The organism is Rhodovastum atsumiense (assembly GCF_937425535.1).
Classification (GTDB): Bacteria; Pseudomonadota; Alphaproteobacteria; order Acetobacterales; family Acetobacteraceae; genus Rhodovastum; species Rhodovastum atsumiense.
Genome location: NZ_OW485601.1, coordinates 5,603,558 through 5,616,374 on the forward strand (window position 1 = coordinate 5,603,558; position 12,817 = coordinate 5,616,374).

Here is a 12,817-nt window from a genome sequence, read left to right on the forward strand (position 1 = left end):
TGTTCGCCGCCAGCGACCTGATCCGGTCCGGATGACGCCAGCCTCGGCGGCGCCCGGCCGGATCCCCGGCCCGGCGCGCCGCCGCAGGCGGGGAACCGGTGCCCGATGGGGGCGGGGGGCCGGTTGACCCTCGGGCGAGTCCCGCTCCGGAGTCGTTGAGGGAGAGACGTGGTGGCACCACCGACCGTTCTCGTGGTCGATGACGAAGGCCGTTCCTTCGCCGCCCTGCGTGACGTGCTCGCCAGGGATTTCGCGGTGATCGGCGCTCGCGATGCCGCCGAGGCGGAAGCCCGGCTGCGCGGCGAGGCGGTGCAGGTCATCCTGTGCGACCAGAACCTGCCGGGCGCCTGCGGCATCGCCTTCCTGCGGCGGGTGCGCACGCTCTGGCCCGGCCCCGTGCGCATGATCATCGCCGGCACCGACGATGCCGAGGGCACCGTCGCCTGCGTGGGCGAGGCCGGCATCCACGAATCCATCTCCCGGCCCTGGCATCCGGAGCGGCTGCTCCGCTCGGTTCGTGCGGCTGCCGAACTGTTTCAGATACAATCCATTCCCGCCACGGCCCTCACTGCCCGGCGGGCAAGCGGCCCGCTGCCCTGCCTGCTTCCCGCGCGCGGCCAGGCCGGGCCGCTTCTGTCGGGCTTCGGCCGGATCGTCCACGAGCCCTCGAGCCCGGTGGCGGCGGTGCTCGGCCTCGCGCGCCGGGCGGCGGAGTACGACATCTCCGTGCTGATCACCGGCGCCTCCGGCACCGGCAAGGAATTGCTCGCTCGGGCGATCCACGACGCCTCCGCGCGCGCGGGGCGCGCCTTCGTGGTGGAAAACTGCGGCGCGCTGCCCGACGAGCTGCTGGAAAGCGAGCTGTTCGGCTGCAAGAAGGGCGCCTTCACCGGCGCCCACCAGGACCGCATCGGCCTGTTCGAGGTGGCCGATGGCGGCACCATCTTCCTCGACGAGATCGGCGAGACCTCGCCGTCGTTCCAGGTGAAGCTGCTGCGCGTGCTGCAGGAAGGCGAGATCCGCCCGCTCGGCGCGCAACGGCCGCGCCGGGTGAACGTGCGCGTGGTGTCCGCCACCAACCGCGACCTGATGGCCGAGGTCGAGGCCGGGCGGTTCCGCCGCGACCTCTATTACCGGCTCGCGGCCTTCCCGATCCACCTGCCTCCCTTGCGGGACCGGCCGATGGACATCCCCGCCATCGCCGAACGCATCCTGGGCGAGGTCAACCGGGCCTTCCACCGCAGGGTCGCCGGTTTCGCCCCGCAGACGCTGGAGCTGCTGGCCCGCCACGCCTGGCCCGGCAATGTCCGCGAGCTGCACAACGAGATCCAGCGCATGGTGGCGCTGTCCGAGGACGATGCCCCGCTGCCCGCCCATCTGCTGTCGCCGGCGATCCTGGCGGATCGCTGCGCCGGTGGGGACAGGCCCTGCGCGCCGGCCGCCCGCACGCTGAAGGACCGCGTGGAGGAGCTCGAGCGCCGCGTGATCGCCGAGGCGATGGAGCGGCTCGGCGGCAATGTCAGCCACGTGGCCGGGGAGCTCGGCCTCTCGCGCGTCGGCCTGCGCAGCAAGATCGAGCGCCATGGCCTGCGCCGGGGCGCGGGTGCGACGGACGCGTGACCCGGATCTCCCATCAAGAACGCGTGCGAGGGCGTGGCGGTACGTTTTGTTACGATTTCAGTACAAGCGTATCTTGCCGTCCGGACCTCACGGGTGGAAACATCTAACCTGTTGTTTTCAGGAGGTGCTCTTCCATGTGCCGGCCGCCATGGCGGCAGCGGGAGAGATCGCGGGATCGGTTCTTCCGGTTGAATCCATGTCGGAACGAAACCGGGAGGGCGCAGGCATCGCGCATGGCGGCCCGCAAGGCGTTTGGGCCGGATTCGCCACGGGTCGGAGGAGGGCGTAGGCATGGCCGGGCCATAACCGCCGGTGGAAGCGTTGCAGGCGAATCCGTCAAGGTGGCAAATCCGCTGACTACGCGTGATTCCTTCTTGATTCTATGCCGACGCCCGGATACCCGGCGAGAGTGAGCTCAACAGACCGAACCCGTCCTGTCTTCCGCATCCATGGCCGGTCCTTTCTCGCGCTCGTGCTTCGGCCCGAGCCGCCAGTGGAACAGTGGCTTGCGGAGCTCGACGCACAGGTGACGCGCTCGCCGGTCTTTCTCGACGGCAAGCCCGTATTGCTGGATCTTGGCGGGGTGACGGCCCAGGATGCCGACCTGCTGGGACTGGCGCGTGCGCTGCAGGCCCGTGGCCTGCGCATCGTTGGCGTGGAGAACGCCGAGCCTGGCTGGCCCGGAGCCGCCGAGTTCGGCCCGGCGTTCAGCGGCGGCCGGCCGACCGGCGCGGTGGAATTGCCGTCGGCCGCCCAGCCGGCGACGCCGCCCCCCGCGGCGGAGGAGGAGCCGGCCGGCCTGGTGATCGACAGCCCCGTGCGGTCCGGGCAGTCGGTCATCTATCCCAAGGGGGACGTGACCGTGCTTGGGTCCGTTGCTTCCGGGGCCGAGGTTTTCGCCGGTGGGTCGGTGCATATTTATGGCACACTGCGCGGCCGCGTGGTGGCCGGTTTCACCGGCAACCCCAAGGCGCGGGTGTTCTGCCGGAGACTGGAAGCCGAGCTGGTGGCGATCGACGGCGTTTACCGTACCGCCGACGATATGGATGAATCGCTGCGCGGCCGTGCCGTGCAGGCCTGGCTCGACGGTGATTCGATCGTCATGACGACCCTGGACTGACGGGGTCAACGGAGGGTGCGGAGATGGCGAAGGTCCTGGTCGTGACATCCGGCAAGGGGGGGGTCGGCAAGACCACCTCCACCGCCGCGCTGGGGGCAGCGCTCGCGTTGGCCGGACAGAACGTGGTGGTGGTCGATTTCGATGTTGGCCTGCGCAACCTTGATCTGGTGATGGGGGCCGAGCGACGCGTCGTATTCGACCTGGTCAATGTTATCCAGGGTGATGCGAAATTGCCGCAGGCCCTGATCCGGGATAAGCGCGTCGACACGCTCTCCCTGCTGCCGGCATCGCAGACCCGTGACAAGGATGCGCTGACACCCGAAGGTGTTGCCCGCGTCGTCGAGGAATTGCGCGAGAAGTTCGACTGGGTGATCTGCGATAGCCCCGCGGGCATCGAGCGCGGCGCCACCCTGGCGATGCGCCATGCCGATGTCGCGGTCGTGGTGACCAACCCCGAGGTTTCGTCGGTGCGCGACTCCGACCGCATCATCGGGCTGCTCGATTCCAAGACCGAGCGCGCCGAGCGGGGCGAGCGGATCGAAAAGCATTTGCTGCTGACCCGCTACGATCTTGGCCGCGCCGCCCGCGGGGAAATGCTCAAGACGGACGACGTGCTGGAGATCCTGTCCATCCCGCTGCTCGGCATCATCCCGGAAAGCCAGGAGGTGCTGCGTGCCTCCAACCTTGGCACGCCGGTGACCCTCAGCAGCCCGGACAGCCCGCCGGCACGGGCCTATTTCGACGCCGCGAAACGGCTGCGCGGAGAGGCGGTGCCGATGGGTGTGCCGGAGGAGAAGCGCGGCCTGGTGCAACGCTTGTTCGGGCGGAGGGTCGCGTGAACCTTTTTAATTTCCTTGGAAAGCGAGGCTCCGCGCCGGTGGCGCGGGAGCGTTTGCAGATCGTGCTCGCGCATGAGCGGGCCCTGAACGGCTCGTCGGGTGATCTGGTGCGGCTGCTGCAGGAAGAAATCCTGGCGGTGGTCGCCAAGCACATCAAGATCGAGCGCGAGATGGTGCAGATCAAGCTCGACCGGGGCGATTCGATTTCCACGCTGGAAATCGACATCCACATGCCGGCCGAGCCCGCCGTCGCGGGCTGAAACGCCTCGGGAAACGCTCATCCGGAACGGCTGGGGGCGCGCCATGCATGAATGCGGGGCAGCGCCCGGGCTTGAGCGTCTTCTTCCTCGTCACGAACGGGGCAGAAGCAGCCTGGTTTTGTTATTTTAGCAGAATAAATTAACATGCGGGACTTCGCCCCGCCCCCACCAGGGGCTCCGCCCCTGGACCGGGCCAAGGGCTTCGCCCTTGGAACCCGATTTCCTCTTCGTCAGGCCGCGGTGCCGCCCACCGTCAGTCCCTTCAGCTTCAGCGTGGGCTGTCCCACGCCCACCGGCACGCCCTGGCCGTTCTTGCCGCAGGTGCCGATGCCCGGGTCGAGAGCCATGTCGTTACCGATCATTTCGACCTTGGTCAGCGAATCCGGCCCGTTGCCGATCAGGGTGGCGCCCTTCACCGGGGTGGTGACCTTGCCGTCCTCGATCAGGTACGCCTCGGAAGCCGAGAACACGAACTTGCCCGAGGTGATGTCCACCTGGCCGCCGCCGAAATTCACCGCGTAGAGGCCGCGTTTCACCGACCGAATCATCTCTTCCGGGGTGTGCGGCCCGGACAGCATGATGGTGTTGGTCATGCGCGGCATCGGGGCATGGGCATAGGACTGGCGCCGGCCGTTGCCGGTGGCGCGCACCCCCATCAGCCGCGCGTTCAGGCGGTCCTGCATGAATTCACGCAGATACCCGTCCTCGATCAGCACGGTGCGGCTGGTTGGCGTGCCCTCGTCGTCCACGGTCAGGCTGCCGCGCCGGTCGGGCAGGGTGCCGTCGTCCACCACGGTCACGCCGGGGGCGGCGATCCGCTGCCCGAGCAGCCCGGCGAAGGCCGAGGTCTTCTTGCGGTTGAAGTCGCCTTCCAGCCCGTGGCCGATCGCTTCGTGCAGCAGGATGCCCGGCCAGCCCGGGCCGAGCACCACTTCCATCTCGCCGGCCGGCGCGGGCACGCTGTCGAGGTTGACCAGTGCCTGGCGCAGCGCCTCGTCCACGGCCGCGCGCCAGGCCTCCGCGCCGAGCACCCGGTCATAGCCGAACCGCCCGCCGCAACCGAAGCTGCCGGTCTCGCGCCGTCCGTTCTGTTCGACCACCACCGAGACGTTCATCCGCACCAGCGGCCGCAGATCGGCGACCCGGCGCCCGTCGGCGCGGATGATCTGCACCGCCTGCCAGGATCCGGACACCGAGGCCATCACCTGCTTCACCCGCGGATCGCGCCCGCGCGCGTAGGCGTCGAGTTCCGACAGCAGCGTGGTGCGCTGGCCGAAATCCATGCTGCTCAGCGGATTGGCGTCGGAGTAGAGGCGGGCGTTGCTGGCCCGCGGCGCCTCGGCGGCGGTGCCGGAATGGCCGGCGGCGACCGCGGCGACGGTGGCGGCGGCGCGCTTCAGCGCGTCCTCGGACAGTTCGCCGGAATGGGCGTAGCCGGTGGCTTCCCCCGCGACCGCCCGCAGACCGAAGCCGAGCGTGGTGTCGAAGCCGGCGCTGCGGATGCGGCCGTCATCGAGGCTGATCGACTCGGTTTCCTCGTATTCCAGGAACAGCTCACCGTCATCGCGGCCGGCCATGGCCTGCGCCACCATGCGCCCGGCCGTGTCGCGGTCCAGCGTGGCGCCTTCCCGTTCGAAGAACAGCCGGTCGGTGACGGCCAGCGGGGTGTCCAACGATATCGCATCCGCTGTCATGGCAATTCCTGCGCAAGCTGGAGGGAAGGGAGAGGAGTCAAGGCAGCGTGTCCACGCCGGGAATAACTGGCGTCATGCCGGTGGAACGGCAACGGGGTTGCTGCACCTCTTTCACGCGCGGCCTTCCTGGCGGAAGCCATCTTCGTGCAGCGGGTCGTGCGCCAGCGCGGCGGTGGGGCGAAGCCCATGCAGGGCGAGCAGGGCAGCGCTCAGTACCAGCGCGGCGACGATCTGGTGCGCGGTCCCCAGCAGCGGGGGCACCACCGCGAGCAGGGTGGCGACGCCCAGCCCGTACTGCACCGCCACCGCGATGCCAAGCGCCCACAGCCCGGCCTTTGCCAGTCCGCGCGCCCGCGTCAGGCCCCAGGCGAGCGTGCCCAGCACCGTCACCGCCGTCGCGGTCGCCAGCAGGCGATGGTTGAACTGCACCGCGGCGATGTTCTCGGTGAGGTTGCGCCAGGCCGGGCGCAGATCGCCGTAGCCGTCCGGCACGATCCGGCCATCCATCAAGGGAAAGGTGTTGTAGGTCAGCCCGGCCTTCAGCCCGGCGACGAAGCCTCCGGCGACGATGGTCACGGTCACCAGGACGCAGCAGGCGAAGACCGCCCGGCGCAGTGCCGGCGGTCCGCCCGGCAGGGACGCCGGCCGCAGCAGCGACAGCGCCGTCCACAGGATCGCCCCGTACAGCACCAGGGCCAGGGTCAGGTGCACCACCAGCCAGTACTGCGACACGGCAATGCTGTCGGGAAAGAAGCCGGAGGCGACCATGAACCAGCCGACGCCCCCCTGCAGCCCGCCAAGCATGAACAGCACCAGCAGCCGTGGCCGCAGCCGCTTGTCGATGGCGCCGCGCCACCACAGCCACAGCAGCGGCAGCAGGAAGGCCAGGCCGATCAGCCGCCCCCACAGCCGGTGCACGTATTCCAGCCAGAAGATCCGCCGGAACCCGTCGAGATCGAGATCCGGGTTCAGCAGCGTGTATTGCGGGATCTGCCTGTACAGGGCGAACAGCCGCTGCCATTCCGCCTCGGTCAGCGGCGGCAGCGTGCCGCGCAGCGGCGCCCATTCCATGATCGACAGGCCCGAGCCGGTCAGCCGGGTGGCGCCGCCCAGTCCGATCATCACCAGGATCATCCCGCAGATGACCAGCAGCCAGATCGCGACCGCCCGGCGGCGGGCGTCGGCGGCGCCGGCCGGGTGGGGCTGCGTGACATCGAGCGGCATGGCACCACCATATAGGCGGGGAATCGGCGGAAACAGTGCCGCCGGGGGAAAAACCGGGCATGCCCTCGTCGCGGCTGCGTGTGCGGCCCATGGGACCGAGGTTGCCGGCGCCGGGACAGGGTGGTAGCGGCAGGGGATGAAGGATTGTTCTGGCGCCAGGCCTGCCTGGCAGGATCCACGGGCCTGGTGGGGCGCCCTGGGCGTGCTCTGGCGTCCGGCGCTGCTGGTCGTGGTGCTGCTGGGCGGCCAACTGGTGCTGAAGGCGGTGCTCGGCGGCGATGCCGCGGCGCTGCTGGAAAGCGTGGTGGCCCGCCACCAGACCCTGGCCGAGCTGCTGTTCGTGCCGGCCACCGCGGCGCTGTGCTTCCTCGGCGTGCCGCGACAGGTGCCGGCCTATGCCGCCGGGCTCGCCTTCGGGCTGTGGGGCGGCACCGTGGTGTCTCTGCTCGGGGTGGTGCTCGGCTGCATCGCCAGCTTCTACTGGGCCCGGCTGGTGGCGCAGGACTGGGCGCAGCGCCGGCTGGGCACGCGGATGGCGCGGCTCGACCGCTTCCTCGCCGCCAATCCGTTCTCGGCGACGCTGATGCTGCGGCTGCTGCCGGTCGGCAACAACCTGCTGCTCAACCTGCTCGCCGGCGTCTCCGCTGTCGCGGCCGGGCCGTTCCTGCTGGCCTCGCTGCTCGGCTACCTGCCGCAGACCCTGGTGTTCGCCCTGATCGGCGCCGGCACCCGCGTCGACCAGCAGGTGATGCTCGGCCTCGGCGCGGCGCTGTTCGCCATCTCCGGCGCCATCGGCTTCGTGCTGCTGCGCCGCCTGCGCGCCGGCCGCTACGGCGCGGCGCTGTAGAGCGTCAGCGCCAGCCGCTTGCCGTTGGAGTAGTTGATCCCCTCGATCAGCCCGAGCGCGCGCGGCGCCAGCCCGAGCGTGCCGGCACGGCCGAGGAAGGCGGGGGCGTCGCGCGCATCGACCAGGGCCAGGTTGCAGGCAGGCCCTGCCTTGAGGAAATCGGCGGCATCCGCCGGACCGATCAGCCTGGTCTCCCGCCCCACCAGATAGATCAGGCTGGGTTCGCTGAAGGACGCGGAGGCCAGCACCGAGTCGGGGCAGGGGCGCAGCCGGGCCACCGTCTCCGCGATGCGCGGGCTCAGCCAGATCGTGTGCAGTTGTGGCAGCACCGCCAGCCAGACCCCGGCATAGATGGCGGCGGCGGCCCCGGCGGCGCAGGCCAGCGCCGGCATGGCGGCGCGGCGGCGGGCGAGGCGCCAGGCCCAGACCGCCAGCGGCGCGCCGAGCAGGGCCACGAGTCCGGCCAGCAGCGATGCCTCATGTTCGACCCAGCCGAGCAGGCCCGGCCCGCCGAAGGCCAGCCCCAGCCCGACCAACAGCCAGAGCGCGGCATAGATCCCGGTCAGCGCCCGGCCCCAGCGCCCCATCGGCCATGGATCGGCGCGGCAGCACGCGGCGGCGGCGAGGCAGGCGATCGCCGGATAGGTCGGCAGCACGTAATGCGGCAGCTTGGTCGCGACCAGTTCGAACACCACCCAGGTCGGGATGATCCAGGCCAGCAGGAAGGTCACTTCCGGCCGGCGCCGGTTCGCCCAGGTCCAGGGCAGCGCCAGCGCCGCGAACAGCGAGCCCGGCCAGAAGCTGATCAGGAAGGCCAGCAGGTAATAGCCGGGCGGCAACCCATGCGCCTGCTGCCCGGTCGCCACCTTGCCGAGGAAGTTCTGTCCCAGCGAATCGGCGAAGAACGTCCCGCCGCTGACCAGCACGATGCCGATCACCCAGGGCAGCACGATCGCCAGCATCAGCGCGATGCCGGGCAGCGGCCGCAGCCCGCGCATCCAGCGCACCCGCCGCTCGGCGATGGCGAGCCCCGCCAGGGTGCCGAGCGTGACCAGCAGCACCACCGGCCCCTTCAGCATCAGCCCGACGCCGTTGGCCGCCCAGAACAGCCAGGGCGTCAGCCGCGCCGGCGTGGCGTCGCGGCTGCGCCAGACCGCGAGCAGCGCGGCCTGCGCGGCCAGGATGACGGCGAGCAGGGTGGCGTCGATCTTCGCCATCCGTGCCTCCACCCCGAGCAGCACGGAGCAGGCCAGCAGCAGCCCCGCGACCAGCCCGGCTTGCGGCCCGAACAGGGTGGAGCCGATCCAGCAGGTCAGCAGCACCGCGACGACCGCGGCGATCGCGCTCGGCACGCGGTTGGCCCAGATCTCCCGCGCCTCGGGAGATGAGAGCAGGGAGACCGAACTCGCCTGCAGCCAGTAGATGCCGGCGGGCTGCAGGTAGCGCGGCTGGTCCTGGAAGCGCACGTCGATCAGGTCGCCGCTGGCGAGCATCTGCGCGGTCGCCTGGGCGTAGCGCGACTCGTCGCGGTCGAAGGGCGGGATCAGGTTCATGCCCGGCCACAGCAGCAAGGCCGCCAGCAGCGCCAGCAGAGGATAACGAATCGCGACGAGACGGCGCATCCGGCTTATTCCTCCGCCACGCGCGCCGGAACGCGGGTGCGGGCACGCAGCCAGATCACCCCGGCGGTGTCGGCGAGCCCGACCAGGGCACGGCCGAGATTGGTGTATTTCGATCGCCCGGCCATGCGGGCGCGATGCCCGACCGGGCAGCAGACCAGGCGGCGGCCATAGAGCTGGAACAGTGCCGGCAGGAAGCGATGCATGCCCTCGAAGGCGGGCAGGCGGAGGAAGTCCTCGCGGGCGAAGGCCTTCATGCCGCAGCCGGTATCCGGGCATTCGTCGCCCAGCACGGCCCGGCGGAAGCCGTTGGCGATGCGGGTGGCCACCAGCCGGGACCAGCCGTCATGACGGCGCGTGCGGATGCCCGCGACCAGCGGCGCCGGGCTGCCGGCCGCAAGCCCGAGTTCCAGCATGCGCACCAGGTCGGCCGGGATGTTCTGGCCGTCGCCGTCCATGGTGGCGATCCAGGGCGCGCGCGCGGCGGTGATGCCGGTGCGCAGCGCCGCGGTCTTGCCGCAGCAACGATCGTGGCGCAGCAGCCGGATTTCCGGATGCTGCGCCTGCGCGCGGGCGATGGCAGCGGCGGTGGCATCGCTGCTGCCGTCGTCGACGAAGATCACTTCGAAGGGGTGCAGCGATGCCAGCGCCGGGATCAGCTCGGCACAGACGGGGGCGATGTTCTCGGCCTCGTTCAGCACCGCGATGACGATGCTGACGCGCGGCGGGGTGGCGGACTCGACGGCTGGCATGGCAGGGCTCCCTCGTGCCGCAGCCATGACCTTTTCGTGGGCGCGCCGCAAGCCCGCCGGCGGGCGTCTTCACAAGACCGACACCCGTGCCTTCCCCGGGGGGATCAGTGCAATTGCATCAGGTGGGCGGTATGGCCGTAACGGGCAGGTTGGATCAGGCCGACCGAGGCAACCCGGACCGAATGCAGCTTGCCGTCGAGTTCACGGGCCCAGAAATCAAGGAATTTGCTCAGAACTGGAAAGCGCGGGGCAATATCGAGATCCTGCCAGATGTAGGATTGCAGCACTGACGGATGATCCGGCAAATGGTACAGTATTTCCGCCGTGGTCAGGCGGTATCCATCCAGTTGTTTTCTGATCTGGATCTCGGCTTTCATTCACGCCTCCGTGCCAGGTTCTGTCCTTTTGCCGCTGATCATGGCTCCCTGCGTCCAACTTCGGTCTGGCGCCGAAGTTTCGACTGCAGGATGTCAGCATGACATGAGCAGTGGGGCGGACCGCAAGCAAAAAACCGTGGGATATCAGATGATTGGCACTCGACGCCGGAGAGTGCTGCCGGCGTCTTGACATGGGCGAGGGCTGCTCTTAGATCGCTGGCACTCCCCGGTGTGGAGTGCTAACAATTCCGCATCCGGCGGGAGGTCCGAGAACCGAGATCGAGGAGCGATCCGCAATGAAGTTTCGTCCCCTGCATGACCGGGTCGTGGTCCGGCGTATCACCGCCGAAGAGAAGACCGCAGGCGGCATCATCATTCCCGACACGGCCAAGGAAAAGCCGATGGAAGGCGAGGTGGTGGCTGTCGGCCCGGGTGCGCGCAACGAACAGGGTCAACTGGTGGAGCTGGACGTCAAGGCCGGCGACCGCGTCCTGTTCGGCAAGTGGTCGGGCACCGAGGTCAAGATCGACGGCGAGGAGCTGCTGATCATGAAGGAATCCGACATCATGGGGATCATCGAGGGCGGCGCTTCCAAGAAGAAGGCCGCGTAATCCTCTTCTCTCCGTTTCCACCGGATCAATTCGAAGGACGACAATATGGCTGCCAAGGACGTTCGTTTCGGCGGTGATGCCCGCGCACGCATGCTGCGTGGTGTTGATATCCTGGCCGACGCGGTGAAGGTCACGCTGGGCCCCAAGGGCCGCAACGTCGTGATCGACAAGAGCTTCGGCGCGCCGCGGATCACCAAGGACGGCGTGACCGTCGCCAAGGAGATCGAGCTGGCCGACAAGTTCGAGAACATGGGCGCGCAGATGGTGCGCGAAGTGGCCTCGAAGACCAACGACCTCGCGGGTGACGGCACCACCACCGCGACCGTGCTGGCCCAGGCGATCGTGCGCGAGGGCGCGAAGGCCGTTGCCGCCGGCATGAACCCGATGGACCTGAAGCGTGGCGTCGACCGCGCCGTGGCCTCTCTGGTGGAAGAGCTGCAGAAGCGCACCAAGAAGATCACGACCCAGGGCGAGACCGCGCAGGTCGGCACCATCTCGGCGAACGGCGAGGCCGATATCGGCCACATGATCTCCGAGGCGATGCAGAAGGTCGGCAACGAGGGCGTGATCACGGTCGAGGAAGCCAAGGGCATCCAGACCGAGCTCGACGTCGTCGAGGGCATGCAGTTCGACCGCGGCTACGTTTCTCCGTACTTCATCACCAACGCGGAGAAGATGATCGCCGAGCTCGACCAGCCGCTGATCCTGATCCACGAGAAGAAGCTCTCGGGCCTGCAGCCGATGCTGCCGCTGCTCGAGGAAGTGGTGAAGACCGGCCGTCCGCTGCTGATCATCGCCGAGGACGTGGAAGGCGAGGCGCTGGCCACCCTGGTGGTCAACAAGCTGCGCGGCGGCCTGAAGGTCGCGGCGGTGAAGGCGCCGGGCTTCGGTGATCGCCGCAAGGCCATGCTGGAAGACATCGCCATCCTGACCGGCGGTCAGGTCGTCTCCGAAGATCTGGGGATCAAGCTCGAGACGGTCACCATTGGCATGCTCGGCAAGGCCAAGAAGGTGATCATCGAGAAGGAGAACACCACGATCGTCGAAGGCAGCGGCAAGAAGGACGACATCAAGGGCCGCTGCAACCAGATCCGCGCGCAGATCGAGGAGACCACCTCGGACTACGACCGCGAGAAGCTGCAGGAGCGTCTGGCGAAGCTGGCCGGCGGCGTGGCGGTGATCCGCGTCGGCGGCGCCACCGAGGTCGAGGTGAAGGAGCGCAAGGACCGCGTCGACGACGCGCTGCATGCGACCCGCGCCGCGGTCGAGGAAGGCATCGTTCCGGGTGGCGGCGTGGCGCTCGCGCGGGCCAGCCTGATCCTGGCGAAGCTGAAGGCCGACAACGACGACCAGCGTTTCGGCATCGAGATCGTCCGCAAGGCCGTGATGATGCCGCTGCGCCAGATCGCCGAGAACGCCGGCGAGGACGGTGCGGTGATCTCCGGCAAGGTGCTCGACAAGGACGAGTACAACTGGGGCTTCGACGCGCAGAGCGGCGAGTTCAAGGACCTGGTGAAGGCCGGCATCATCGACCCGACCAAGGTCGTGCGCACGGCGCTGCAGGATGCGGCCTCCATCGCCGGCCTGCTGGTCACCACCGAGGCGATGATCGCCGAGAGGCCCGAGAAGAAGGCCCCCATGGCGGCTCCTCCGGGCGGCGGCATGGGCGACATGGATTTCTGAGCCGCGGCCAACCGCGCTCGGAAGCCGCGTCGTCACAATGACGACAATGGGGGCGGGACCGGGGAACCGGTTCCGCCCTCGCTTTTTTCTGTAACTGCCCTGCGCAAATGCTGCGTTGCGGTCTTTCGCATAGCCGGCGCATGATCCAAAGTTGAGCCGTCCCGCAGGGTC

General features: G+C 69.1%; 12 protein-coding genes. 7 read left to right on the forward strand and 5 right to left on the reverse strand.

All coding sequences use genetic code 11. From position 1 onward, the window contains the following. Positions 1 to 171: 171 nt before the first annotated feature. The 4 genes from NBY65_RS25255 (at position 172) to minE (ending at position 3,839) form a co-directional block, all read left to right on the forward strand. Entirely contained in the window at positions 172 to 1,620 is a 1,449-nt protein-coding gene (locus NBY65_RS25255) for a sigma-54-dependent transcriptional regulator (protein ID WP_338110438.1), read from the forward strand. A gap of 382 nt (positions 1,621 to 2,002) precedes the next feature. Continuing rightward, entirely contained in the window at positions 2,003 to 2,740 is a 738-nt protein-coding gene (gene minC / locus NBY65_RS25260; RefSeq protein WP_150044643.1) for a septum site-determining protein MinC, read from the forward strand. A 23-nt stretch (positions 2,741 to 2,763) separates the two neighbouring features. After that, entirely contained in the window at positions 2,764 to 3,579 is an 816-nt protein-coding gene (minD, locus tag NBY65_RS25265) for a septum site-determining protein MinD (protein ID WP_150044641.1), read from the forward strand. Then, positions 3,576 to 3,839 carry a cell division topological specificity factor MinE gene (gene minE / locus NBY65_RS25270; RefSeq protein WP_150044640.1) on the forward strand — a complete coding sequence of 88 codons (264 nt, stop codon included), beginning with the start codon at positions 3,576 to 3,578 and terminating at the stop codon, positions 3,837 to 3,839. Before minD ends, minE begins: the two co-directional genes overlap by 4 nt. Before the next feature lie 230 nt (positions 3,840 to 4,069). Here minE and tldD read toward each other — a convergent pair whose 3' ends face one another. Both tldD and NBY65_RS25280 read right to left on the reverse strand, forming a co-directional pair. Further along, complete coding sequence (gene tldD, locus NBY65_RS25275) at positions 4,070 to 5,533, reverse strand: metalloprotease TldD (protein ID WP_150044637.1); 1,464 nt, start codon at positions 5,531 to 5,533, stop codon at positions 4,070 to 4,072. A gap of 111 nt (positions 5,534 to 5,644) precedes the next feature. Then, positions 5,645 to 6,757, reverse strand: coding sequence for a COX15/CtaA family protein (locus NBY65_RS25280; protein ID WP_150044635.1), 1,113 nt, complete (start codon positions 6,755 to 6,757; stop codon positions 5,645 to 5,647). Between the two features lie 136 nt (positions 6,758 to 6,893). Here NBY65_RS25280 and NBY65_RS25285 point away from each other — a divergent pair, with 136 nt between their 5' ends. Then, entirely contained in the window at positions 6,894 to 7,604 is a 711-nt protein-coding gene (locus NBY65_RS25285) for a TVP38/TMEM64 family protein (RefSeq protein WP_239003103.1), read from the forward strand. Here NBY65_RS25285 and NBY65_RS25290 read toward each other — a convergent pair. The 3 genes from NBY65_RS25290 to NBY65_RS25300 form a co-directional block, all read right to left on the reverse strand. Next, complete coding sequence (locus NBY65_RS25290; RefSeq protein ID WP_150044632.1) at positions 7,586 to 9,226, reverse strand: ArnT family glycosyltransferase; 1,641 nt, start codon at positions 9,224 to 9,226, stop codon at positions 7,586 to 7,588. The two genes, NBY65_RS25285 and NBY65_RS25290, sit on opposite strands and share 19 nt — an antisense overlap. Positions 9,227 to 9,231: 5 nt before the next feature. Continuing rightward, complete coding sequence (locus NBY65_RS25295) at positions 9,232 to 9,975, reverse strand: glycosyltransferase family 2 protein (RefSeq protein WP_150044630.1); 744 nt, start codon at positions 9,973 to 9,975, stop codon at positions 9,232 to 9,234. A gap of 104 nt (positions 9,976 to 10,079) precedes the next feature. Further along, positions 10,080 to 10,352, reverse strand: a complete 273-nt coding sequence (locus tag NBY65_RS25300) for an usg protein (RefSeq protein WP_150044628.1) — start codon at positions 10,350 to 10,352, stop codon at positions 10,080 to 10,082. Positions 10,353 to 10,648: 296 nt separating this feature from the next. Here NBY65_RS25300 and groES point away from each other — a divergent pair, with 296 nt between their 5' ends. Beyond that, a complete protein-coding gene (gene groES, locus NBY65_RS25305) occupies positions 10,649 to 10,963 on the forward strand; it encodes a co-chaperone GroES (protein ID WP_150044626.1) in 315 nt (104 codons plus the stop codon). Positions 10,964 to 11,008: 45 nt separating this feature from the next. Continuing rightward, positions 11,009 to 12,646 (forward strand): chaperonin GroEL, encoded by a 1,638-nt coding sequence (gene groL / locus NBY65_RS25310; protein WP_150044623.1) that lies wholly within the window; start codon positions 11,009 to 11,011, stop codon positions 12,644 to 12,646. The last annotated feature ends 171 nt before the right edge of the window (positions 12,647 to 12,817 follow it).